The following is a 26,690-nucleotide window of genomic DNA, read 5'->3' as shown; positions in this document are numbered from 1 at the left end:
TCTTATTTAAATTTGAAATTAAAATTAATCCCAAATGTACGCGTAGCCGGTAATGAAGCTCCTTCTATACCCGTATAACCCAGCGTGGGCGAAAACTGTGATTCGGGATCAATATTCTTACTGTATTTAAGTAGTGTAAATAGGTTTCGGGCTACCAAATCTACCCCAATACTGCTAAAAGGTGTTTTTTTTAAATAATTGGTATTGAAAGAATAACCTAAAGTAGCTTGTCTTAATTTAATAAAACTGCCATTAAGTACCGATAATGCAGAAATATTGGTGGCCAGTTCGGGGTAATAGGCATATGCAGGAACATTAATGGTATTTTTTTGTCCGTTCTCTAACACACCGTTGGCTACAATACCTGTTTCTCTCCCCACCAACGTTGCCTGATTTAAACCCTGTACGTAACTATAATATTCTGTTGCGGAAAGAATTTTATTGCCAAAGCGGTAATCGATCAAAAAAGAAAAATTAAATTGCCTGTAACTAAAACTGTTGGTTATCCCACCATACAAATTAGGCATTGTACTACCCATAGGGATAAAATTACCTCGTTTAGGTATACCATCAGATCCGATGATGATATTGCCACTGGCATCGCGTAGATAACCGTAAGCCATAACCTGTGTAATCGGCTTACCAACCACCAATGCGGTATTGGCATTTAAAGGTCTATAGGTACCTGTAAGTGTATAATTGCTATTGCCATCAATGGAAAGCAGCGTATTTTTTACCTTGGTGAAATTAAAATTAATCTGCCATTTGCTGGTGTTGGTAAGAATTGGTGTATAACCCAACGCCAGTTCTATTCCTGCATTACTTGTTTCACCAAGGTTGACGTAGGCCGAGGTAAAACCTGTGGTAACCGACTGTTTGGCATTGATAATTTCATTATGGGTAATGCGATTGAAATAGGTAAAATCGACTGCCAATCGGCTGTTAAAAAACTTAAGGTCTAGCCCAGCTTCGATTTCATTTAAGGTAAAAGGTTTTAAATTGTAGTTGGGTAAATCGCCAGAAAAACTGCCAACAGGCGTACCATTCACCCGTGTATCAACTGTATAATAAATCTGTGTAGTGTAGGGCACGATTGGTTCGCCACTGGTTTTGGCAAAATCAAGACGTAGTTTACCGAAGTTCAGCCCTTTTAAATTTAGTAGATCTGAAAAAATAAAACTACCCGAAATCCCTGGCACAAAAATCCCACGGTTATTGGCAGGTAAAGTCGAATAAATATCATAACGGCCAGTAACCGAGAAATTAAGAAACCGTTGATAACTCAGGTCTGCTGTGTAATAAGCAGATTCAGTTACAATCTTTGAGATAGCCAATGTTTTGGTACTGGTAATTAGATTTTCGGGCGTATATAAGTAAGGAACAATAAATTGGGAGCCTTTTAGCTTTTCGCTATTGCCTTTTCTTTCACGGTAATTGGCCCCCATGGAAAGTTCGAGATTTAGCTTATCGCCAAGATTTTGGGTGGCACTGAACAATATATCACTATTTAGTTCAGTAGTACGGTTCTGGTCGTAAGCATTTATACCGCCCTGTCGGTTAATGGAAAAAGCAATTCCGGTAGGCAAAATACTAACTACTTCGTCTTTGCTTGAATCGTATCCAATTCTTCCCTGAATAGCTGCCCAACTAGCCAGTTGATACTTCAGTACAGCAGATGAGATATAGCGGTTCCGGCTGGCATGATCGGCTTGTTTATTCATTAAAAAATATGGATTGGTTTTGTATTCATCGGCATTCCAGCGGGTTTCGAAACCTGTTTCCGCATCAAAACCAGGTGCCAGAATAGATTGATCCAGGCTGGTAGCCAGGGCAGAAATTCCATAATTAGGATTTAATGGACCATCGCTTAGGTAACTTTTGTTTTTATTCCATTCGTAAATATAATTACCTGTTAAACTCAGCGATAGTTTAGGACTTAGTGCCAATGTTCCATAAAAATTTAACGTTTTACGATTCAATGCGCCATTGCTCAGAATAGCATTGTAATCTAAATTGGAAACCGAAACGCGATAATTATTCTTTGTATTTCCACCTACAAGCGAAAGGGTATTGGTAAATGCCGGTGCTATACGGTAAAAAGACTGGATATTATTTTTTACAGGTGCGTATGGCCGCATAGAACCATCCACCTGAGTGCTTAGTTTGCCATCCATAATTTCTCCCCAGCTTAATAAACCGGTAGAAATGGCATTATACAAATCTGCAGGACGTTTATTTTGAGTGCCTTGTCCATATATATATTGAAAATCGGTTGAGTTAACAGGAACATCGAAAGCCAGGTTGGTGTTGTATTCAAATTTAGCTTTTGCATTTTCTCCTCCTCCTTTAAGATTAATCAAAATTACCCCATTTGCAGCCCTGGCCCCATACAAAGCAGAAGCTGCCGAACCTTTTAATATGGTTATGGTTTCAATATCATCTGGATTGATATTGCTGATCCCATCGCCATAATCTGCACCGCCATACTCATTGGCACTTCCCCTGATGCTATTATCAATGGGCACACCATTTACGATAAATAACGGAGAGGCAGCAGTCATACTCGATACCCCTCTGATGAGCACACGTGCGGAAGAACTCGGACCACCGTTTACACCGGTAATATTTAATCCCGCTACCCTGCCTTGTAGTGCCATAATCATGTTGCTTTCTCTTGCTTTGGTAATGGTTGATCCTTTAATGGTGGTAATGGCATAACCCACCTTATTATTATCTTTTTCAATACCCAGCGCGGTGATGACCACTTCTTTTAAAACACGGACACTATCCATATCCATTTTTGCGCCAGAACTTTGCCTGATCACGATGAGATGGTTGGGCAGAACGGAATAAGTATAATCACTGTTAAGCAGGAGCTGCCCGATCACCTTTACAGCTTCCTCTTCCTTTACCTTAATGGTTACCTGATGCTTAGGAATTTTAGATTCGCTGTAGGCAAAGTGATAAACGGTTTGTTGTTGTATCGCTTCTACAACCTGCTCAAAATTAGCCCCGGTAAAATTTAAGGTAACCTTAGTTTGCGCATTGGCGCATAGCGGAAAAGTCAATCCAATAAACAATATGATCCGCTGCGCACAATTCATGGCTACAAATATACATTGCTTAATTGTTTGTGTTAGCGGTAGATATATACTTTTTTACCCTTTATAGAATAATTAAAGTTCTCAATCAGTTTGAGCACATCTAAAGCTTCTGAAAGTGTTTCTTTATCAACATGCCCGGAAAATCGCACAGCTTTAAGTTCAGGTTCTTTAAAGGCTATTTTGATACCATACCAACGCTCAAAAAGTTTAGCAACCTCTTCAAAGCTATTATTTTTATAAATGAGTTCGTGGTTTGTCCATGCGGTTTCCACGATACGGTCAGTGCCGGTGCCGTTAAAGTGACTAAGCTGACTCATGCTTACTTTACCACCATTAAGTGTAAATTTATCGTTTGGCTTTAAGACAAATGTTTGTCCATTATTATTTTTTATAGCAATAGATACTTTTCCCCTAATTAAGGTTGTTTCGGTAAAGGTATCATTAGGATAAGCTTTAACATCAAAGGCAGTACCCAAAACTTTTACAGCCAATTGTTTGGTATGCACAATAAAAGGGTGTTGAGGGTCTTTTTTAACATCAAAAAATGCTTCACCAGATAAATAAACCTCCCTGGTATCTGCAGCAAAACGGTCAGAATATTTTAAGCTACTGCCCGAATTCATATTTACAGTAGAGCCATCTGCCAATACGATGGTTTTTACTTCTGTAGCTTTGGTTGACACCTGAGTTAAAACCGACTGATCTGTTTTGTTGAAGAAAATGGCTTCTCTATTGTAAACCAGGGCAGCAGCAATAACAATAGCTACAACTGCCGCAATTTTTAACCAGATGCCGTAAGATTTATTTTTAACAACCTTTAAATCCGTCTCACCTGCAACATTAATCTGGGCTTTGATCCGGTTAAAAACCTGGTCAACATGTTCATCCTCAACCGTTTCTGCATCAAAATAAGCTTGTAAGTGCTCATACTCCTTTCTAAGCGATGCACTACCGGCTAAAATAGATTTCAGTTCAATAGATTCATCTGACGAAATTTCGCCAGCCAATTGTTTTCCAAGCAATTCTGTAAATCTTTGATCTGTCATTTTTTTTCCGTCCTTTATTGTATGTTCCTTTTCTTGTTAAAATTGCCTACACAAAATATAAAAAAGATAATTACTGGCTAAGATAATCAGGGAGATCAGGTTTCCCAGTCTTTTATCATCATTTCCGTTATTATTTAAAGGCTGTAATACTGTACGGAGCTTGGCAATTGCCCTGAATAATTGTGTTTGTACGGTTCTGGGTGAGATATTTAAGAGTTCTGCCACTTCCTTATACTTCATTCCGCTTTCTTTTATTAACCTGAAAACAGTAGCAGCCTGTGGGGCCAAACCTGCAATGGCATGGTCTAGTTGTTGGTGCAGTTCTTTGGTTTCAAGGATGTAATCAGGTGTGTGGGTAGAAACCGAAATATTATCGTTTTCGTTAACTAAATCGATAAACGTAATGGAAGAATTTTTTTTAAGGTATTTAAGTGATTGATTTTTTATGGCGATAAAAAAGTAGCTTTCGGGATTTAACACATGGATACTTTCGGCCCGGTTTTCCCAACACTTCACAAATACCTCTGCTACAATATCTTCAGCAACCTGTTTGTCGCTTACATAATAAGTAGAAAATTTAATTAACCTGCTGTACAGAAAGCGGTAAAACTGCTCAAAAGATTTTATATCATCCTCGAGGCAAATCTTACTCCATAAAACGACTAGGTCTGGCTTAGCTGCTTTCAACTTGGTTAGTTTGGTGAATCAAATGTAAGTTAATTAAAAACATTTCATAAAAAAATCTTCCCGCCTTTAACTATTTAACAAAGTGGTTCTTCATACGGTAAGCACAATAAGGTACAAGCCAATCATAGCGTTATTGAAGCAAAAAAATATTTTAAAAATATTTCAATTCGCTGTAGGCAATTTGTGTAATCAAAATACTCTTATCTGAAATAGCCCGGACGGAAATCCGCGAGCCGAAAAACAATTAACCAAATACTTATTTCAATTTTATTCATAATGAATATGAAAAAATCTTTACAGCTCACGTGTTTATTGCTTTATGCATCCACAGGTCTGTATGCCGCAACACCAAAAAATCATTTTAACCATGCAGTCTCTTTCCATGCTGTTTATCAGGATGTGATTAAAGGAACAGTAAAAGACGAAACCGGTGCAACCTTACCTGGCGTAACCATTACCATAAAAGGAGCGCAGGGCGGAACTCAAAGTAATACTTCAGGGCAATACAGTATTACAGCCAAAACAGGCGACATATTGGTATTCTCATTCATAGGCTACCAGCGTAAAGAAGTTACCGTAGGTACACAAAACACTATTGATATCACTTTAACCCCCGACTCAAAAAATCTTGAAACCGTAGTGGTAACAGCCTTAGGGGTAAAAAGATCAGAAAAGTCATTAACCTATAATACACAACAGGTATCGGGCGACGAATTATCGAAAGTAAAGAGTCCAAACTTAATGAACTCCCTTAACGGTAAAGTTGCAGGTTTAACCATTAGCCCAAGCGCATCGGGTGTGGGTGGTTCAGCAAAGGTAATTTTAAGGGGAAGCCGTTCGGTAAGTGGTAACAATCAGCCTTTATATGTAATTGATGGGGTGCCCATCAGTAATAACGGTAATGCCAACGGACAGCAGAACAGTGTTTTTGGAGGCGGACAAGACGGTGGTGACGGTATTTCTAATCTTAATCCTGACGATATTGCAAGTATTACTGTTTTAGAAGGCGCATCAGCAGCAGCCCTTTACGGTAGTCAGGCGCAGAATGGTGTGATTCTAATTACCACTAAACAAGGAAAAGCCGGGAAAGCTGAAATTGGTTTTTCATCAGGTGTAACTATTGATCATATTGCTTACGAGCCAAAATTCCAAAACAGTTACGGACCAGCATCTGCCACTACAAGAGATAGCTGGGGTAGTACAATCGGCAATACCACAGATAATTTAAAAGATTTTTTCAAAACGGGGATCAATACCTCGAATGCGATAAATCTTTCAGGTGGTTCTGAAATGGCACAAACGTATTTTTCTTATTCCAATACCTATGCCAGCGGCATTCAACCCGGCAATAAATTAAACCGGAACAACTTGAACCTTCGCGAAACGGCTAAGTTTTTCAATAATAAATTAACGGTAGATGGAAGTGTAAACTACATCAACCAACGCATCAACAACAGCCCCTCTTTAGGCTTATATTTAAATCCATTATTGGGTTTATATCTTTTCCCAAGAGGTGTTGATATTACCCCATATAAAGATCAGTATTTACTGGCCGGGAATGAAGGCGCAGCCCGTCAGAACTGGTTGGGCGGTCCGGCAGATATTAACCAAAACCCATGGTGGCTAACCAATTTAAACCCAAATAGCTCCATCCGTAACCGCTTTTTATTAAGCGGAAGCGTTAAATACGATGTTGCGCCTTGGTTAAATGTACAGGTAAGGGGAAATATGGACCGTACTACGGATGATTATGAAAACCGCAGATATTCAGGTATTGCAACAAATTTCAACTCAACTGGAACAGGTTATTTTGCACAAAGCAACCAAACTTATGTACAGAAATATGTGGATGCGATTGCCAATATTACCATTCCAATGACTGGTTCTGATTTTAAAGTAAATGGACTAATCGGCGGAAGTATAAACGATCAGAAAACCTCTGGTTTATCGCTGGCTGGCAACCTTTCGGCGGTCGATTTCTTTTCACCTGCAAATACCATTGTTGCCCTTCCAGGTACTTTTACTGGCAATACATTAAGTAACGTAGTGCCTATTGTACCTAACCACAGTCAGTTACAGGCCGTATTTGGTAACGCCAACATCTCGTACAAAGACTGGGCTTTCTTAACCGTAACAGGAAGAAATGATTGGTCTTCTAACTTATCATATACACCAAACGATTCTTATTTCTATCCATCGGTAGGTTTATCATTCATCGTTTCACAGATGTTCAAACTTCCTGAGGCCATTACCTATGCCAAATTAAGGGGAACATATGCAGAAGTTGGAAATACGGTGCCTCCTTATCTTACTTTTATCCAAAATACCTTAAAGTCAGACGGTGCATTAAATTTTAATACCAATGCTGCCTTTAGAGCGTTAAAACCTGAAAGAACCAAATCTTTCGAGGTGGGTACAGATTTACGTTTCCTGGCAAACAGAATTAATTTCAGCTTTACCTATTATAAAACCAATACCAAAAACCAATATATTCCTGTAGTTGCACCTCCTTCTTCGCTGGTATCAACAGGATATTTGAACGCAGGTAATGTAGAGAATAAAGGTTTCCAGTTTATTTTAGGTGCTGATGTGATTAAGGGTGACGGGTTAAACTGGAACACTTCCATAAACGGTTCATTAAACAGAAATAAAATTATTGATATTGCATCTGCCGATAAAATCAACAGTGTAGATTTAACTGGCGCTGGCAATACTTCTTATATTTCAAGGTTAAAAGTGGGTGGTTCTTATGGCGATATTTATAGCTATACTTTACAAAGAGATGCACAGAACCGCATTATATTGGGTGGAGACGGAACGACAGCTTCGCCATTTACGCCACTAAAAAATAAAGAATTTAATTATGTAGGCAATCCTAATCCAAAATTCCAATTGGGTTGGAACAACAGTTTTAATTACAAAGATTTTAGCTTAAGTTTCCTGGTTGACGGTAAATTTGGCGGTCAGGTATTATCACTTACTGAAGCTTTAATGGATGAAGCAGGGGTATCTGAGGCCACTGGTAATGCAAGGGCTCAAGGCGGTGTTAAAATTGATGGTGTAGATACAAAAGGTAATGCAGTATCGGCAACTATTAATCCACAAGCTTACTATTCATTTGTGGGTGGCAGATCGGGTGTATCGGGCGAATATATTTACAGCGCTACTGTGGTACGTTTAAGAGAAGCTGCTTTAGGTTATACGCTTCCGTTAACTGGTAAAACGTTTAAAAGTGTTAAATTTTCGGTTACGGGCAGAAACCTTTTTTACTTCTATAAAAAAGCGCCTTTCGATCCAGAGATCACCATGTCAACCGGGAATGGTTTATCTGGTGTAGATGTTTTTAACCAGCCTGCTACACGCAGTTTAGGTTTCAATCTAAATGTATCATTTTAATTCTATTCAAAAACAACATGAAAACTATATATCATAAATCCCCGAATAACAGGATTAAAGGATTGTCTGCAATTTTGCTAGGGTCTTTAATGGCTGTAAATTTTGGATGTACAAAAAACTTTGAAGATTTTAATACCAATCCAACAGCACTATCACCTGAGCAAACCACTGCCCTTTTAAAATCGGCAATTGGCCCAATTGAACAGGAAATTTTTCATAACTATCAGATTGCACAAAACCTGAGCGCCGATGCTTTTAGTGGCTACATGATGGCACCTACGCCTTTTGGTGGAGGAATCAATAATATGAACTACTCGCTAAATGATGGCTGGAACAGTGCTGGTTTTAACGACCAATACAATTATGTAATGGCACCGATAGCTAAAATTGGGCAGAGCCAGGTTAAGAGCAAATCACCTGAAGCATGGGGAATTGCCCTGCTGGTTCAGGTAATGGCCATGAGTAGGGTAACGGATAAGTTTGGCCCTATTCCATATACTACTGCGGGTTCTTCTTTGGTATCTACACCTTATGAAGATCAGAAAACCGTTTATAATGCCTTTTTTAAACAGATTGATACCGCGGCTAACAATTTACAGGCATATATTACAGCTAATCCTGGTAAAACTGCCTTTTATGATAAAGGTGATCTAATTTATGCAGGAGATCCGGCTAAATGGTTAAAACTGGCCAATTCTTTACGTTTACGTTTAGCTATGCGTATTGTTAAAGCAGATGCCACCACCGCCAAATTACAGGGAGAAAAAGCATTAAGTGCTCCGGGTGGTTTATTAACTACAGTTGCTGATAATGCTGCTGTTGCGCAATCAGGAACAAGAGATAACGATTTATGGGTGGTTACTGTAGCTTATGATGGTGATAATGCCTTAGGTGCAGCTTTGCAAACCTATTTAGTAGGTTACAATGATCCACGCTTGTCTATTTACGCCAAACCCGCTACAGATCCTTTATTTACCGGACAATATGTGGGAATCAGATCAGGTGCAAACACTTCATTTAACGGATTGGGTAAAGCAGGTTATAAAACCTATTCCAGTTTAAATTCTACTGACGCGGCTAAATCGCCAATAGGACAAAAAGCACCACAGCTTTTAATGACGGCGGCTGAAGTTTGGTTTTTGAAAGGTGAAGCTGCCTTACGTGGCTGGACAGGCGCCGGAGATGCACAAACCAATTATGAGACCGGAATTACCACCTCATTTCAGCAATGGAGTGTATCTTCTGGAACTTATTTATCAGATGCGACTAATATGCCTACCGCTTACGTAGATCCGAAAAATGCGGCAAATAATGCTGCTGCCGTAAGTACAATAACTGTAAAATGGGACCCTACTTCTACCAATGAACAAAAATTAGAGCGCATTATTACACAAAAATGGTTGGCTATTTTTCCTGATGGACAGGAAGCCTGGAGCGAGTACAGACGTACAGGTTATCCTAAATTATTTACTGTAGCCAATAACAACAGTGGCGGTACTATTAATACCCAAACCCAGATCAGAAGATTGCCGTATCCGGCAACCGAGTATGGTAACGGAAACAGTTCCGAAGTGGTTAAAGCAGTTGGCCTTTTGGGCGGACCAGACAATGGCGGTACCAGATTGTGGTGGGACGTGAACAAAGCAAATTTCTAACACACAAATACCCAGGTAGGATGACGAAAGTTATCCTACCTTTTTTATATCAAACCAATTTCTAACCAAAATTTTTAAACCTATGAGAAAACTTACCATTTTCGGCGTTCTGCTATTAATGGCTTCTACCTTATTTTGAGGAAAAATATTATTAAAACATCAATATCTTTTTACATAAATTCCGTTTGTAGCGGTTTATGGAACAAAATCAATTTCTAACCAATTAAAAAAAAATTATGACAACTACCAAATTGTTTAACAGCACACTGGCCCTGGCCCTATTTTTAACCGTTACCATCAGCGGCTGCAAGAAAAAAGACATCACCCAGGATGAAACCTTAACCGGTCCTGCAAAAAAAGAAGCAACTAATTCTACCTCAGCTATCGGCGTAAGTGGTCCAAAGGGCGTATGTTATGTGGAAGTAAATGGTGCAGATATCCGCAACGTAGGAAAATACAAGCTTTCTACCGGGCAACAGTTGTTCGATATCGCAATCATTTTTGCAGCGAACATTAACTACAATACCGCTACACAAAAAGCTGTATTAGGTTTCAATAGTAATGTTTCAAACATTTTAAATAACAAAACAACTTACATCAAACCATTGCAGGATAAAGGCATTAAGGTTTTGCTTTCCATTTTGGGCAATCACCAGGGTGCAGGTTTTTGCAATTTTCCTTCTCAGGCAGCGGCACAGGCATTTGCACAGCAATTGGCTGATGCCGTTAATACCTATGGCCTTGATGGTATCGATTTCGACGATGAATATGCGGAATATGGTGTTAACGGTACCGGACAGCCAAATGCCAGTTCGTTTGTGTACCTGGTAACAGCATTGAGAGATTTGTTGCCAAATAAAATCATATCGTTTTATTATTATGGTCCGGCCGCTTCAAGATTATCTTATAATGGTGTTACCGTAGGTTCAAAAATCAACTACAGCTGGAATGCTATTTATGGAACCTATTCGGTACCAAACGTAGCAGGGCTGGCCAAAGCAAACCTTGGTCCTGCCGCAATTGACATTCAGGCTACAAGTTCTTCAACAGCTGCATCTTTAGCCACACAAACCGTTAACAATGGCTATGGCATTTACCTATATTACAATTTACCAAATAGCGACGTGCATACCTATTTATCAGGCATATCAAGCAATTTGTACGGCGGTAAAACCACAGTATATGCTCCGTAATTTATAATCAGACAATTTTTAACCGCTACAAATGTTTAAAGTAGGGCGACTTCGGTTGTCCTGCTTTTTTATTATAATCCCTACACAGCTCACGCCGTTAATGCATTATATCGATTTAGCCATTTGCTTACTAGCATACCATTTCTATCTTTGTAACCGTTATCTTTGCACGGATACAGCTATAGGTTTAAAAAATTGTGATTTTTTCATGATTAAAATAATAAAACTGTACCCGTTTTTGTCCCTTTTTGGAATAGGATGTTTAATAGCACCCACAGACACTATTTGAAGGTAGAATATATTTTTTAATTTTATAACGCTTAATTTTACCCGAATGGATATCTTATCATACCTTTTAGAACTCTTGCAACAACGCAAAGAAGTTGGTATTACCGGCTTGGGCACCTTTTACAAAAAGAAATACCCTGGCAGATACGATAAAGAAAAACAAACTTTTTTGCCTCCGGGTTATACACTACAGTTTTCTATAGATGTAACTGAAGAGGTTGCCCTTTCAGATTTTATTTCCGCCAAAAGAAATATCTCTAATGATAGTGCCAAATACTATATCGAGCAGTTTGTTGAAGAAGTAAATCAAAAGCTAGAGTTAAATCACGAAGTCGAACTTGAAAACACCGGCCGTTTATTTTTTACGGAACAGGGCCTGGATTTCGAACCGGTAAAAAACATAAATTATGGTTCGGAATTTTACGGACTTCCTTCATTGGCAGAAACCGTAGCTGAAGAAACTCAACCTGCTTTACCTCAGATTGAGGAAGAAGTTTATGACGAAATTACTGAGGCGCCAAATGCCCCTTCACCATTCGAAAATAAATCATACCAGGCACCTATAATTGAGAATATAGAACTGGATGAAGTTAAAGATGATTTTAAAAACACCTTAAAACATACAGAAACAGATGCAACAGCAATTACTGAAGCACCTGAGTTTATCAAAGAGCAGCACGAAGAAAATCCAAACCGCTTTGGCCATACACCAGAATCGGAAGTAGAAAATATTGCGGCAGAGCAACATACCATTGAACACAAACCTACTGAAAAACAAGAAGAAGCAAATCCAGTTAAGGAAGTAGACATACCAGAATCGGTTATCATACAGCATGAAGAGCATCCAAACCGTTTTGGTCATACGCCAGAATCAGAGGTAGAAAATATTGCGGCAGAGCATCAGACTGTTGCAGCTAGTCATATTGATGAAACTGAACATGTAGAGAATAAAGCGACAGATAATCCGGTTGAAGATGTTAATCAGGTTGAGGTTCCACAATCAATAGTAGAGCAGCATGAAGAAAACCCTGATCGTTTTGGTCATACGCCAGAAGCTGAAAAAAATCTTGAAAAGCCTTTAGAAACAGTAATTCCCGAATCGGCTTTACCACAACAAGAATATTCTAGCCGTTTTTCATTAAGGTCAGAAACTGATGAACCAAAAACATACATCAATTTAGAGGACGAGGTTAAAAAAGAAGAACCTGTAATTGAGGCACCAGCTTTTATAAAAGAACAGCATGCCGAGCATCCAAACCGTTTTGGCCACGACCCTATTGAACATCATGACGAACCTAGGCAAGGTATGTCTACCTGGTTAATGATTACTATTGCAATTGTAGCTTTGCTTGTTATTGCAGCAATAACCTTTTTAATTAAGCCCGAATTATTTACGGGCGAAACTGCAAACACTGTGAAACCTGCTCAAGCAGTTGTCGATTCACCGAAGGTTGTTGTTGATACCTTGAAGGCCAAACAAGATTCGATAGCTAAAACCGATAGTATATTAAAGGCTAATCAGGTTCAGAAAAAAACAGATACGGTAAAAAAAGAGGCAGCAAAACCAGTTGTTAAGCCGGCTATCGAAACACCTAAAGAAAATAAAGTTGTACCAAACACTGGTCCTTCTACGTTCTATGTTATCGCAGCATCTTTCCAATCAGAAAAAAAGGCACTTGTTTTTATCAAGCAGATGGAAAAAATTGGTTTAAAGGCCGAAATAGCATTAGTGCCAGGCCGTTTGAAAAAAGTGAGCATAGCAAGCTTCAGCACTGAAAAAGAAGCCAAAGCGCAAAAAGATATTTTAGAGAAAAAACTTAAAGGTAAAGGGTATTTCGTACAACAAAAACACAACACACAACCATAATGATAACTTTATTAATTCAAGACACCACACAAGCATTACAAGACACAGCAAATGCAATTAACCAAGCTGTAACACAACCACAACCAGAATTACATTTTATCGATCTGCTTTTTAAAGGCGGCTGGGTAATGATTCCATTGGCTTTTCTGGCTTTTTTAGCTTTAATAATTTTTGTTGAACGCTATCTAACCATCAAAAAAGCAACTAAAGATGAGGCTAATCTCATGGCACAAACCAGGTCTTATATCCAATCTGGAAATTTAGATGGCGCCATGTCGCTTTTAAGAAATAATAACTCTCCTCTTTCCCGCATGTTGCAAAAAGGTTTAAAACGTATTGGTCGCCCGATCAAAGATATTGAAGGTGCGATTGAAAATGTGGGTAAATTAGAGGTTTCTAAATTAGAGAAGAACATCAGTATATTGGGTATTGTTGCAGGTATTGCGCCAATGCTTGGTTTCGTAGGTACAATTGTGGGGGTAATTACCATTTTCCACCAGGTATCAATTAAAGGAGCCATCGAAATCGGAACGATTTCTGGTGGTTTATATACCAAAATGATTACTTCTGCGACAGGCTTAATTATCGGTATCATTGCTTATGTACTGTATCACATTTTAAATATCATGGTCGAAAAAATCATTCTTAAAATGGAAACCGATGCAATTGACTTTATTGATTTACTAGAAGAACCGGGCAAATAATGAATTTACGCAAAAGAACAAAAGGATCGGTAGAAGTACATACTTCAGCGTTGAATGATATTATGTTCTTCCTGATGCTGTTTTTCTTATTGGCCTCTGCAGTAGTTAATCCTACTGTAGTAAAATTATTGTTGCCACAATCATCAAGCGGACAGCAATCTACCGCCAAAAAAGCAGTTACCGTTACCATAGACGAAAACTTAAAATATTTCGTTGAAAAGAAACCGGTTAGCATTGAGGAACTTGAGCCTACCTTGGCATCATACCAAAAGTTGGCGCCAGATATGACCATTCTTTTATATGTATCGCGCAATGTGACATATCAGGATGGATTTGTGGTTAACGATATTGCCAATAAACTGAAATTGAAACTTGTTGTAGCCGTTGAGCCTAAAAAATAATGAACTACAAAGTACAAATACCTAACGAGGAAAATAATTACCCTAAGGCCATTGCCATAGCAAGCGGCATTATGGGCTTTTTATTGTTGATCAGCTTTTTTATTGTGATTGGTTCTTTCCAGCCACCGGAAGAAGTGGGTATGGGAGGCATGGTGGTTAATTACGGAACCTCTGCAGAAGGTATGGGCGATGATTATACCAGTATCGAAGAACCATCGGCAGATCCGAATGCTAACGGTAAACCGCCAGAAAAAGTAACGCCTGAAGAAAAGGTTACCCCAACCACCTCTACAGAAAGTAGTGATAAAGAAGTGCAGACACAAAATACCGAAGATGCCATTGCTGTAAATACCAAACCCACAAAACCTACTACTGCTGCGCCCACTCCGGTTACAGAAGATAAACCTGCCAAACCGGTGATTAACCAAAATGCACTTTACAAAGGCAAAAAAAATACTGGGCAGGGACAAGGAGACGGTACAGGAAAAACACCAGGCAACCAGGGCGATAAAGATGGCGATCCATTGGCTTCTAATTATGGCGAAGGTGGTTCTGGAAATGGTAATGTACAATTATCATTGGCGAGCCGGAAATTTATCGATATCCCAAGGATTCAGGACGATGGACAGAGCGCAGGTAAAATTGCTGTTCAGATCCGTGTAGATAAAAACGGTAAGGTAGTTCAGGCACGTGCAGGTGCAAGAGGCACTACCTTATCTGATTTAGCCCTTTGGAGAAAATGCGAACAAGCTGTATTAGGTGCAAGTTTAAATAAATTGGAATCCGCTCCAGATGTACAAACCGGAATTGTGATGTTTAATTTTAAAGTGAAATAATAATATTAAATTGCCAAGGTCTGCATCCCACGAGACCTTTTTCGATACTATGGTCTGTGTTTCACAGACCATTTTTTATTCCCAAAACATTGATCAGACATTGCTATATTTTGCTGTCAGATATTACTATCTGACAGAAGATTTGTTCATAAACTTGATAGGATTTTTCAACGATTAATGATGTGTTATCATAAGATACATCGTAACTGTAACACCTAACCACACTCTTACTCCGCAGTCTTTGGCCCACAGACCAATAGATTTAAATGTTACCGAATGAGTGTAACCGAGCCTTTTTTAATTATCTTCTTATTTTCCTGGGTCGTAAATGATGCGGTCCAGAAATAAACCCCAACAGGAAGAGGTGCTCCTTTATAATCACCATTCCACGCGTCGTAGAGTTTGTTCGAAGAAAATACAATCACTCCTCTCCTGTCAAAAATCTGCAGCTGAAAATTAAAAGCCCTACTTCCTTCTTTTGCTTTAAAGCTATCATTTATATTGTCGGAGTTAGGACTAAATGCCGTTGGAAATGAAATATCATTACAAGCCTCTGTTTCTAAGGCAACATCTAGCTCATCTACTATACAACCATTCAGCTTTAAAATCGAAAAGGTATAATTTCCTTCATATAATCCAGAAAAAATGTAATTGCCTGGATAAACGACACCATTATACCTGATATTATAGTCAGCCGAATGGTTACCAATCAAAAAGGAAATCTCACCGGTTAAATCACAAACAGGATTTTTTGCATTAACAATAGTAATAGGCTTTGTTAAAGAATAATCTGGCACTATTACAGTTCTGTATGCTGCAGGCGCACCACCCGATGCTTTAACTTCAATATTATAACTACCTGGTTTAAGCAGGTTAAAAACACCTGTACTATTGGAAACAGCATTATTAAGGGTAAATGTATAGGTCTCTGGAATCGGCGGACAATCAATCCTGATAAAGCCTTTACCCAAGACATTACATTCTTGTATAGTTTCGATATTACTGATGATGATTGGACAAGGTTCATAAATCAATGCTACATCATACTCATCTATCAGACACCCTTCTTTACTTAACACAACGAAATGATAATTACCTACTTCCAGATTGGTGAATTTATAATCATAAGGAAAAACATCATTTTTGAATTTGATTTTATAATTATCGCTGCCAGCGAAAGCATTAAATTGAATGGCACCCTTATTGGCGCAGGCTGGATTAACCTTGGTAAAGGAAAAGTTTGGTTGCAACTGTTTATAATCAGGTACGATTACAGTGTTTTCAAATACATCTTCATCCGAAGTAATTTTCACCGGGTAAGCGCCAGCAGCTAAATCCTTAAATACCCCGGTCGAACTATTAATCGTATTATTTAATGTATAGGTATAAGCTGCGCTATGTGGTTTTGTTAAAATGCTAATGACACCCTTATGAAAAGCATCGCATTGTTGCACCACATCAACCTTATCAAATTTGATCTGACATTTATCCTGCCCAACAACAATATCCTGTTCATCAACTTTACAACCATATTTATTTACGATTTCAAAGTGATAGGGTCTTACACTTGATAAATTAGTGAAGGTACTATTTAGCGGATATAACTTACCATCATACCTGAGCTGATAAGTGCTGTTTTGTTCTGGCGTACTGAAATTGATTTCACCCAATGTTTCACAAAGCTGATTCCTGATCTGCCAATTATAGACAGGTTTGATCAGGTTAACCTCCGGAACATCAACAGTTGTGGTATATGAATCTGATGCAGAAGTGATTGAAAGTGTATATTGACCTTTAGATAAGCCAACAAACTTGCCCGTTGAGTTGGTAACTCCATTTAAGGTGTAGGTAAAATCTTCTAAATGCGGAGCTGTTACTACATCTACGTTTGCAAGATTTGCTGAAGCGCAATCTTGATTGATATCTACCCGATCTAATTCGATGCCTAAAATACTACCATCTTCTACCATACTTGCGGCATCAAGAACATTATATGGAAGCGTTCCCACCACACCAACCATTTTCTGATTTGCCATATCAAATTCAATAATGTTGGTTTGAGCCCCTGAATTTGCCAACCCATAAACCGTATTTTTTCGAACACCAGTCGAAACACTAACGATCCCATAAAGGGACATATTTGCAGGCAATGGAATATGAAGGGTACTTTTATTAGGTTCTTTAACATTAATCTTAACTATGCCTTGGTAGGCTGCCATGTAAAGGTCTTTTTTATAAAAGCAGATATCTCCTGTAGGTGAATAATTCAGTAAACCCAGGGCTTCTGATTTTCCAGTATTAATATCTGTACTAAATAAGTAACCAGAGCAATAATATAACTTGTTATCAGCCCCAAGTGTTAGTGAGTTTGAACCGGACATACCTGAAAAGAGAAGCCTGCAATTTTCAATAGTATTTTCTTTTACATCGGCAACATAGATTTGAGAACCATTCAGCCAAAATAAATTGCTTTTATTCATGGCAATCGAAAAATACTGATCACGAGGTGAACAGTCTACAATTTTCGTGGATTTTACCCCTTCGGATGTAATATCTACTTTATAGATATCACTGCCACCTTTATTATAGTTATAAGAACTCACATAAAAAGTTTGGGCCGCAAGATTAAAACAACAAGCCAGAAGTATTAAAAGGAATAGACTAATTTTATTAATCACTATGATTGAGATTGTTAAATAATCGGCAAATATAGCAACATGGAGTAAATCATCACAAAATAATTTATACCGAAGGTTTCTTACATCAATTTTAATGACCTTTCGCTAACGACCAATAGTTTATTCGCTGACTCCTGGAGTTCTCCTTCGCAATTTGAACTTCAATCCCCAATCGCTTATATTTGACGCATATTATGAACTACCAACAAACGCTTGATTTTTTGTACAGTAAACTCCCGATGTTTACCCGGATTGGCGCGTCTGCTTTCAAAAAAGATTTAACCAATACCATTATCCTTTGCGAAGCTTTGGATAATCCACAGGATAAATTTAAAAGCATCCATGTAGCCGGTACAAATGGAAAAGGCTCAACATCGCACATGCTGGCCTCCATACTACAGGCTCAGGGATATAAAACAGGATTATATACTTCGCCCCATTTAAAAGATTTCCGCGAGCGCATCCGCATCAACGGAAAAATGATCAGCAAAACCGAAGTGGTATCATTTGTAAAAGAACAGCAAAAACTCATCGAAAAAACCGAGCCTTCCTTTTTTGAAGTAACTGTTGCACTTGCCTTCGATCATTTTGCAAAACATCAGGTAGATGTAGCCGTAATCGAAGTTGGATTGGGCGGTAGGTTAGACTCAACAAATATCATTACGCCGCAAATTTCAGTCATCACCAATATCAGCCTCGATCATATGAATATGCTAGGAAATACATTGGCAGAAATTGCAGGCGAAAAAGCAGGCATCATCAAAAAGAACATTCCCGTGGTGATTGGTGAAACGCAGGAAAAATCGGCACCGGTTTTTATAAAAAAAGCCAAAGCTGAACAAGCCCCTATTGTTTTTGCTGATCAAATGTTAACGGCAAAAGATTTTAAAATCAAGAATGGTAAACTTTCTTTATCTGTTTATCAAAAAGAAAAAATAAAATACAAAGATCTTCAAAGTGATCTTACCGGAGTTTATCAACATAAAAACATATTAACCGTTCTGGAAACCCTGGAAGTACTGAATGAGAAAACTGAAATTAAAATCGATCAGGAAAGTATTTATAAGGGAATAAGCCAGGTTAAAAAGCAAACTGGTTTACAGGGCCGTTGGCAAACTTTGTCTAAAAATCCTTTAATCATCTGCGATACCGGCCATAACGAAGCGGGAATTAAAGAGGTGATCAAAAACATTTCACTAACCCCACATCAGCACTTACATATTGTTTTCGGTATGGTAAACGATAAGGATATTTCGAAAGTGTTGTCCCTAATGCCAAAAAAGGCCACTTATTATTTTTGCAAACCCGATTTAGAACGCGGTTTAGCTGCAGATAGCTTAAAAGAACAGGCGGCAGTATTCAACTTAAACGGAAACACTTATGCGTCAGTTGCCGAAGCAAAAGCTATTGCCATTCAGGCAGCCGATATAAAAGATCTTGTTTTTATAGGTGGAAGTACATTTGTAGTGGCCGAAGCAATATAAAATCTTTACACAAACTTCAAAGTAGCTTTATCTAAATTGATTACTTTAGCCCTTTAACTAAAACACAATGAATAAAATATCCCGTCTAATCTTTACCATTTCTATTTTTTCGATCTCACTTTCCTCAGCTCAAACCAAAAAACCTACTACAGTAACTTCTAAAGCATTTCCAGCTGAGGTTGCACGCCCCAAATTGGTGGTTGGCTTAGTGGTAGACCAAATGCGTTGGGATTATTTATACCGCTACTACAACCGCTATAGTAACGGTGGATTTAAAAGATTAATTAACGAGGGTTTTTCTGTGGAAAACACCTTTATCCCCTATACACCAACTTATACTGCATGTGGACATACTTGTATCTACACGGGTTCGGTTCCGGCTGTTCATGGCATTATCGGTAACGATTGGTACGATCCTGAAACCAAAAAGATTGTTTATTGTACAGAGGATTCTTCGGTATCTACTGTTGGCAGTACCCCCTCATCAGAAGGTAATATGTCGCCAAAAAATATGCTTACCACTACCATTACCGACGAGTTGAGATTAGCCACAAACTTTAAAGGCAAGGTAATCGGTATTTCATTAAAAGACAGGGGTTCGATCCTTCCGGCTGGCCATGCAGCAAATGCTGCATATTGGTACCAGGGCAGTACCGGAAACTGGATTACCAGTTCTTACTATATGAAAGAAGTACCAACATGGATTGCCGATTATAATAAACTGAAACTGGCGAACAAGTTCTATGCAAAAAACTGGGAAACTTTATACCCGATTAATACCTATGTAAACAGTACCAAAGATGAGAATGCTTACGAAGGTAAATTGAGTACATTCCCACACCAGTTAACGCAAAATGTTGATAAAAATTTTGACGCCATCAGAAGTACACCTTACGGCAATACCATCACTTTAGACCTGGCCAAATTAGCCATCCTATCTGAAGATTTAGGTCAGGATAATATTACCGATTTCCTGGCGATAAGCTGCTCATCTACTGATTACGTTGGTCATGCCTATGGTCCAAATTCAGTAGAAGCGGAAGATACCTATTTGCGTTTGGATAAAGATTTTGAAGAGTTTTTTAACTACCTGGATAAAAAAGTAGGTAAAGGAAACTATACTGTATTTTTAACAGCCGACCATGGTGCAGCCCATGTACCAGGCTTTATGCAGGAGAATAAGCTACCTTCTGGCGTAGTAAGCGATAGAGATATTGCAGACAAATTAAATGCCTATTTAAATGACAAATTTAAAGTAAACAATGTTGTTTTAAGATCAATGAACAACCAGATCATTTTTGATCATGATAAAACAGACAAAGGTGATGTGAGTTTCGATGTGATTAAATCAGCATCAGTTGAATTCTTAAAAAGAATAGATGGTTTCCAAAATGCAGTTGATATTGCTAAAATATCACAGGCTACTCTTCAGGAAATCCAGAAAAAGATGATTACCAACGGATACAATGCCCGTAGAAGTGGCGATATTTACTATGTTTTGCAACCAAACTGGTTTAACGGAAGCAGTACAGGTACAACCCATGGAAACTGGAACCCTTATGATTCGCACATTCCTTTGGTTTTTATGGGCTGGGGAATCAAATCTGGCGCTTCTAATAAAACACATTACATGACGGATATTGCACCAACGCTGGCGGCACTGCTCCACATTCAGATGCCAAATGGTAATGTTGGAGAACCGATCACAGAAATCACCAATAAATAATTTTTAAAAACTATGCCCACCAGCATAGTTTTTTGTTTTTACTTAAATCGTCATCTCGACTGGAATGAAGTGGAATGGAGAAATCTGCCTCGATAGATTCCTCGACTACGTTGCACTCCGCTCGAAAGGACGACCTTGTAAAATATCCTACATGGTAAAAAAATTTAGCCATTTTTCTTATTTTCGATCATGTCAACATACACCGCTACCAAACTTATACCCATGCTCGAGTCGCATGACATGCTGGCAACATTAAAGTTTTATACGGAAATTTTAAAATTTACATGTGATGTAAAACTTGATGACCTCAGTTGGTTAACCCTCCGCAAAGATGAGATAGAAATCATGTTCTGTAGCCCTAACGAGCACCGAAATATTCCTAAATCCATCATGAGTGGTTCACTTTACATCAATACAAACGAAGTAGCCGCACTGTGGGAAAACTTAAAAGATCATTGCGAGGTCTGTTACCCTCTTGAAGATTTTGACTACGGCATGAGGGAGTTTGGCATTTACGACAATAACGGCTATTTACTGCAGTTCGGGCAAAATTTGTAACTGAACCAAAAGCCATAACGGTATAGGGTATTCATGCTTTAAGCTGCTTAATTTAGTACATTTGCATACCAAATATATTTGGAAACAAGGATCGGTAACCAGAGCATACCGATCGTTAAAATCCTATAGTATGCAACAAGTAGAAATCTATAAGCCAAAATGTAAAATCCGTTTTGTAACCGCTGCTTCCCTTTTCGACGGGCATGACGCCACCATTAACATTATGCGTCGTATCCTCCAATCTTCAGGTGCTGAAGTCATCCATCTTGGCCACAACCGATCGGTTGATGAAGTGGTAAACTGTGCCATTCAGGAAGATGTTCAGGGCATTGCAATGACGTCTTATCAGGGTGGCCATATGGAATATTTTAAATATATGTACGATCTATTGCAGGAAAGAGGATCAGGTCATATCAAAATATTTGCAGGTGGTGGTGGTGTAATTTTACCTTCTGAGATTGAAGAATTACAGGCCTATGGAATTGCTAAAATCTATTCGCCTGATGATGGCCGCAAGATGGGCTTGCAAGGTATGATTAACGACATGCTGATCCAAACCGATTTCGTTACCAAAAGCGATATCACTAATGAGCTCGAAACCATTCCTGCAAAAGATATTAAAGCCATTGCAGGAGCCATTACCGTTGCAGAAAATGATCCGGAAGGTGCCCAGAAATTTGTTGATGAATTAAAGAAACTCTCCAAAAATAATACTGCCCCTATTTTAGGAATCACCGGAACAGGTGGAGCCGGAAAATCATCATTGGTAGATGAATTGGTGCGCCGTTTCCTGGTAGAGGTGAAAGATAAAACACTCGCTATTATCTCTGTCGATCCTTCAAAAAGAAAAACAGGCGGTGCATTACTCGGCGACCGTATCCGCATGAACGCCATCAACAATCCAAGGGTTTACATGCGCTCACTAGCCACCCGGCAGGCCAATCTCGCCTTATCTAAAAACGTACAGGAAAGTATTGATATCTGTAAGGCCGCCGGTTATGATCTAATTATTGTAGAAACTTCCGGCATTGGCCAGTCTGATACCGAAATTACCGAGCACTGCGATGTTTCATTATATGTAATGACGCCTGAATTTGGCGCAGCTACACAGCTCGAAAAAATCGACATGCTAGATTTTGCTGATTTGGTAGCCATTAATAAATTTGATAAAAGAGGAGCATTAGATGCTTTGCGCGATGTGCGTAAACAATATAAACGCAACCACAATATTTTCGACGCCAAAGATGATGAGATTCCTGTTTATGGAACCATGGCTTCGCAGTTTAACGACCCAGGTATGAATAACCTGTTTGTGGCTTTAATGGAGCAGATCAAGTTAAAAACCGGAACTGATTTTAAAGCCAAAATGGAGTTAACATCCGATCAATCTGAAAAGATCTATATTATTCCTCCCGATCGCATCCGCTATCTTGCAGAAATTGCCGAATCAAGCCAAACCTATAATGAGTGGGTAGATAAACAGGCCTCCATCGCCCGTAAAATGTATCAGCTTAAAGGTGTGATTGATTTAGCTGGTGACATTAATTCCCCTCTCCTAGAGAGCCTGCGGCATGACGGAGGGTGTTCGCAGGACGAGGTGTTAAATAACTTAAATTCAACTTATCATTATTTCGAAGAGCAATTAGATGGCGAATGCAAACGTTTACTCCGCCAATGGCCGGAAACCAAAAGAGCTTACAAAGAAGAATTTTTCATTTATAAAGTTAGAGATAAGGAAATTAAACAGCCCTTATTTTACGAATCACTTTCCAAACTGAATATCCCAAAAGTAGCCTTACCAAGATACGAAGATTGGGGCGATATTTTAAGATGGTTGTTAACAGAAAACCTTCCAGGCGAATTTCCCTATGCGGCAGGCGTTTTTCCACTAAAAAGAGATGGCGAAGACCCAACCAGGATGTTTGCAGGAGAAGGTGGTCCCGAGCGGACCAATAAACGTTTCCACTATGTGTCATTAGGTCAACCAGCGCACCGCCTATCCACCGCTTTTGATTCTGTTACACTTTACGGTGAAGATCCGCATATCCGCCCCGATATTTATGGCAAAATCGGAAACTCGGGTGTGAGTATTGCCACTTTAGATGATGCCAAAAAATTATACTCCGGTTTTGATCTTTGTGCACCATCTACTTCAGTATCCATGACCATTAACGGCCCGGCACCGATGTTATTGGGTTTCTTCATGAATGCTGCAATCGATCAGCAGTGCGAAAAATACATTATTGAAAATGGTTTAACAGAAGAAGTAGAGGCTAAAATTGTTTCAATCTATAAGGCCCAAAATATAGAAAGACCATCATACAATGGTGCGCTTCCAGAAGGAAACAATGGCTTAGGTTTGATGCTTTTAGGCGTAACAGGCGATCAGGTTTTACCGGGCGATGTTTATGCAAATATAAGAGCAAAAGCCATTAGTTCAGTTAGAGGAACCGTTCAGGCCGACATTTTAAAAGAAGACCAGGCGCAAAATACCTGCATATTTTCAACAGAATTTGCGTTAAGGATGATGGGCGACATCCAGAAATATTTCATTGATGAAAAAGTAAGGAACTTCTATTCAGTTTCTATTTCTGGTTATCACATTGCAGAAGCAGGCGCTAATCCAATTTCTCAGCTGGCCTTTACTTTAAGCAATGGATTTACTTTTGTAGAATACTATTTAAGCAGGGGTATGCATATTGATGACTTTGCCCCTAACCTGTCATTCTTTTTCTCCAATGGCATCGATCCGGAATACGCTGTAATCGGTCGCGTAGCCAGAAGAATCTGGGCCAAAGCCATCAAGAATAAATACAAAGGAAATGACCGTTCACAGAAGCTTAAATACCATATTCAAACTTCAGGCCGTTCATTACATGCCCAGGAAATCGATTTTAACGATATCCGAACCACTTTGCAGGCCTTGTATGCCATATACGATAACTGCAATTCGCTGCACACCAATGCCTATGATGAGGCCATTACCACGCCTACCGAAGAATCGGTTAGAAGAGCCATGGCAATCCAACTGATAATTAACAGAGAATTGGGTCTGGCCAAAAACGAAAATCCGCTACAGGGTGCTTTTATTATCGAAGAACTGACTGACTTGGTTGAAGACGCTGTTCTTGCCGAATTTAAGCGCATAAACGATCGTGGAGGTGTTTTAGGTGCAATGGAAACCATGTATCAACGTGGAAAAATCCAGGAAGAAAGTTTGTACTATGAAACTTTAAAACATACAGGAGAATACCCTATTGTAGGTGTAAATACATTTTTAAATAAAAATGGCTCGCCTACTATTGTTCCCGGAGAAGTGATCCGCGCTACTGAAGAAGAAAAGCAGTACCAGATTTCTGCATTGCAGAAATTTCAGGACCGTAATGCAGACCGTTCAACAGATTTACTGAAACAATTGCAAAAATCAGCCATTGCAGGCGATAACATTTTTGGACAGCTGATGGAAGTTTGCAAAATTTGCTCTTTAGGTCAGATTAGTAAAGCGCTTTACGAGGTAGGCGGACAATATAGAAGAAACATGTAATAAAAAAAAGCCCTCAATGTAAAATCGAGGGCTTTCATATATCTTCTGTATGCTATTATCCAGCAATCCAGCTAAATTTATAATCAATAGTTGGTGTTTTCATACGTTCCGCAACCCGCAATAAACGCGAAGGTAATGCCATAATGTAATCACGGGCTTTTTCTCCAGCTTCATTTAAATCGCGCATGCCTTCAATTTTCCAATCTTCGATTAACTGTTGCATAATTTCAACATAATCAATGGCGGTATAAACACCTAAACGCTGTGCAGCGTCAGTAAAATGACCAAAAGTTTGGCCAATTTTTAAACCTACCTCACGTAAGAAATGTGCCGGCATTACAATCTTCTGGCGCATCATATCTTCGAAAGCCAACATCGCTTCATTAGGATCAACCTCAAAAATACGGTTCATGAAATCTTTATAGGCCTTAGCATGTCTCGCTTCATCTGAAGCAATTACACCACACATTCTAGATAACAAAGTATCACCATCTTTTTTGGCTAGAGAAGCTACCCTTCTGTGCGAGATGTTGGTGGCCATTTCCTGGAAAGAGGTGTAAATAAAATTACGATAAGGATCATGCCCGGTTCCGATATCGAAACCATCGGCAATAAGATATTGCGTAGAAATTTCCATCTGGCGCATATCTACACGCCCTGATAAATATAAATACTTATTTAACAAATCACCATGACGGTTCTCTTCAGCAGTCCAATGTCTGTTCCACTTCATCCAGCCACCATCTTCTTTCATGCTAGGCCCCTGCACCATGGCTAACCACGATTCGTATGTAGGCAATGCTTCTTCAGTGATCGTATCACCAATCAATACTGCCACAAGATCGTAAGAAAGATCCTTTGCATTATCCCTTAATATTCTAATGTCTTGATAAAATGTTTCGCTAGTAGAATCAGGAAGAAAATCAGACGGTTGCCAGTTAGTATCTATTGGTTTAAGATAGGTATCCATCATCTCCAGCATATACTTTTCTATATGCACCATTACTTCCCTTCTTTTATCTGCAAAAAAACTCATTATTTATACTTATATTTTTGTTAAAACAAAGATAACCAAATATTGTGGCAAATCTTATGATATTAACATATTTAGCGCTAAATCAGTTTTAAATGTGATCAAAATCAGTAAGACACTCTTAAATAGTATCCTCTAGAGGGTGAGTGATGAATTTAATATAATCTTTCCTGACTGTTTTTTATTTTTTTGGAGCGCAGTTTCCTGTTCTTTTAGGTTGGGTTCCGTCCTGCTGTACCTTTTACTCCGCCAATGAAGAATTGGCTCCGTGCTCACTTCCATCAGGGCTATTTAACCTGTGAAAGAAGAAGGAAAAACGTGTAAGATTGAAAATGGGTTATGGAATGGCCTATGCGGAGATCTGCGTGAACAGCCCCTCAACCTTTCTTCACTCCTTAATGGTGAAAACAATATGGAACTGTTAATATAAAAAAGGTAGTAAATAAAACGCATTTCAAAAAGTCTATAAACGAAGAAAACCCTTCAACAT

Annotated in this window: 16 protein-coding genes; 11 read left to right on the top strand and 5 right to left on the bottom strand. The window is 38.8% G+C overall.

The features are described from left to right. Positions 1-2 precede the first annotated feature (2 nt). The 3 genes from OQX63_RS18235 to OQX63_RS18225 are packed head-to-tail and all read right to left on the bottom strand — an operon-like array spanning position 3 to position 4,837. Entirely contained in the window at positions 3-3,104 is a 3,102-nt protein-coding gene (locus OQX63_RS18235; protein WP_265852253.1) for a SusC/RagA family TonB-linked outer membrane protein, read from the bottom strand. A 32-nt stretch (positions 3,105-3,136) separates the two neighbouring features. Further along, the gene (locus OQX63_RS18230) at positions 3,137-4,150 is read right to left on the bottom strand and encodes a FecR family protein (protein ID WP_265852252.1); all 1,014 of its coding nucleotides are present in this window, start codon (positions 4,148-4,150) and stop codon (positions 3,137-3,139) included. A gap of 36 nt (positions 4,151-4,186) precedes the next feature. Next, positions 4,187-4,837, bottom strand: a complete 651-nt coding sequence (locus OQX63_RS18225; protein WP_265852251.1) for an RNA polymerase sigma-70 factor — start codon at positions 4,835-4,837, stop codon at positions 4,187-4,189. 282 nt (positions 4,838-5,119) lie between these two features. Here OQX63_RS18225 and OQX63_RS18220 point away from each other — a divergent pair, with 282 nt between their 5' ends. From OQX63_RS18220 to OQX63_RS18190, 7 genes are all read left to right on the top strand, one after another. Next, on the top strand, positions 5,120-8,233 hold the full coding sequence (locus OQX63_RS18220; protein WP_265852250.1) for a SusC/RagA family TonB-linked outer membrane protein: 3,114 nt from the start codon (positions 5,120-5,122) through the stop codon (positions 8,231-8,233). A gap of 17 nt (positions 8,234-8,250) precedes the next feature. Further along, entirely contained in the window at positions 8,251-9,888 is a 1,638-nt protein-coding gene (locus OQX63_RS18215; protein WP_265852249.1) for a SusD/RagB family nutrient-binding outer membrane lipoprotein, read from the top strand. Between the two features lie 236 nt (positions 9,889-10,124). Continuing rightward, positions 10,125-11,081: an endo-beta-N-acetylglucosaminidase H gene (locus OQX63_RS18210; RefSeq protein ID WP_265852248.1), complete on the top strand. Its 957-nt coding sequence runs from the start codon at positions 10,125-10,127 to the stop codon at positions 11,079-11,081. Positions 11,082-11,415: 334 nt separating this feature from the next. Beyond that, a complete protein-coding gene (locus OQX63_RS18205) occupies positions 11,416-13,236 on the top strand; it encodes a hypothetical protein (protein ID WP_265852247.1) in 1,821 nt (606 codons plus the stop codon). Next, complete coding sequence (locus OQX63_RS18200; protein ID WP_090504722.1) at positions 13,236-13,940, top strand: MotA/TolQ/ExbB proton channel family protein; 705 nt, start codon at positions 13,236-13,238, stop codon at positions 13,938-13,940. Before OQX63_RS18205 ends, OQX63_RS18200 begins: the two co-directional genes overlap by 1 nt. Then, positions 13,940-14,341: an ExbD/TolR family protein gene (locus tag OQX63_RS18195; protein ID WP_025144642.1), complete on the top strand. Its 402-nt coding sequence runs from the start codon at positions 13,940-13,942 to the stop codon at positions 14,339-14,341. The genes OQX63_RS18200 and OQX63_RS18195 overlap by 1 nt, the downstream gene beginning before the upstream one ends. Continuing rightward, a complete protein-coding gene (locus OQX63_RS18190; protein WP_265852246.1) occupies positions 14,341-15,177 on the top strand; it encodes an energy transducer TonB in 837 nt (278 codons plus the stop codon). The genes OQX63_RS18195 and OQX63_RS18190 overlap by 1 nt, the downstream gene beginning before the upstream one ends. A 269-nt stretch (positions 15,178-15,446) precedes the next feature. Here OQX63_RS18190 and OQX63_RS18185 read toward each other — a convergent pair whose 3' ends face one another. After that, positions 15,447-17,780: a gliding motility-associated C-terminal domain-containing protein gene (locus OQX63_RS18185; protein ID WP_265852245.1), complete on the bottom strand. Its 2,334-nt coding sequence runs from the start codon at positions 17,778-17,780 to the stop codon at positions 15,447-15,449. 269 nt (positions 17,781-18,049) lie between these two features. Here OQX63_RS18185 and OQX63_RS18180 point away from each other — a divergent pair, with 269 nt between their 5' ends. The 4 genes from OQX63_RS18180 (at position 18,050) to OQX63_RS18165 (ending at position 25,167) form a co-directional block, all read left to right on the top strand. Continuing rightward, positions 18,050-19,339: a bifunctional folylpolyglutamate synthase/dihydrofolate synthase gene (locus OQX63_RS18180; protein WP_265852244.1), complete on the top strand. Its 1,290-nt coding sequence runs from the start codon at positions 18,050-18,052 to the stop codon at positions 19,337-19,339. A gap of 67 nt (positions 19,340-19,406) precedes the next feature. Beyond that, positions 19,407-21,065, top strand: a complete 1,659-nt coding sequence (gene pafA / locus OQX63_RS18175; protein WP_265852243.1) for an alkaline phosphatase PafA — start codon at positions 19,407-19,409, stop codon at positions 21,063-21,065. 189 nt (positions 21,066-21,254) lie between these two features. Then, positions 21,255-21,623, top strand: coding sequence for a VOC family protein (locus OQX63_RS18170; protein WP_265852242.1), 369 nt, complete (start codon positions 21,255-21,257; stop codon positions 21,621-21,623). 130 nt (positions 21,624-21,753) lie between these two features. Further along, positions 21,754-25,167, top strand: a complete 3,414-nt coding sequence (locus OQX63_RS18165; protein ID WP_265852241.1) for a methylmalonyl-CoA mutase family protein — start codon at positions 21,754-21,756, stop codon at positions 25,165-25,167. Between the two features lie 55 nt (positions 25,168-25,222). Here OQX63_RS18165 and OQX63_RS18160 read toward each other — a convergent pair whose 3' ends face one another. Next, positions 25,223-26,203, bottom strand: a complete 981-nt coding sequence (locus tag OQX63_RS18160; RefSeq protein ID WP_193423578.1) for an acyl-ACP desaturase — start codon at positions 26,201-26,203, stop codon at positions 25,223-25,225. Positions 26,204-26,690: the final 487 nt, after the last annotated feature.

The sequence above is a fragment of the Pedobacter sp. PF22-3 genome (assembly GCF_026239555.1).
Taxonomy (GTDB): domain Bacteria; phylum Bacteroidota; class Bacteroidia; order Sphingobacteriales; family Sphingobacteriaceae; genus Pedobacter.
Note: the sequence above shows the minus strand (reverse complement) of the source record. Positions and strands in the feature narration are given on the sequence as shown.